Annotated in this window: 1 protein-coding gene; it reads right to left on the bottom strand. The window is 63.6% G+C overall.

The features are described 5' to 3' along the window. On the bottom strand, window positions 1-379 hold a 379-nt coding region (gene ccsA, locus AC0T7J_RS25535; RefSeq protein WP_473798634.1), incomplete at both ends, for a cytochrome c biogenesis protein CcsA.

The raw sequence follows: 379 nt of genomic DNA, 5'->3' as shown, positions 1-379 counted from the left end.
CACCCACCACGAGCCCCAGGTCGGCTTGCCCCAGATGGCCCCGGTGACCAGCGCCACGGCGGTCATCCACGCACCGATCGGTGCGGCGCATTGCAGGGCGACATCGGCCAGCTTCATTTTCCACACCAGCCCGACCACGCCGCACACCGCGAGCATCACGTAGATCGACTGGGCGAGCATCGCGGCGGGCACGTGGATATAGATGATGCGAAAGCTGTTGCCTTGCTGGTAATCCGGTGGCGCGAACGCCAGGCCCCAGACCACGCCAACGCCGATCAGCAGCAACGCTGCGATGCTCAACCACGGCAGAAATTTGCCGCTGATGCCGTAGAACCACTTGGGCGAGCCGAGCTTGTGAAACCAGGTCCAGTTCATACTG

The sequence above is a fragment of the Pantoea sp. E956-1 genome, assembly GCF_982223955.1.
This window is presented reverse-complemented; position numbering and strand designations above follow the sequence as displayed.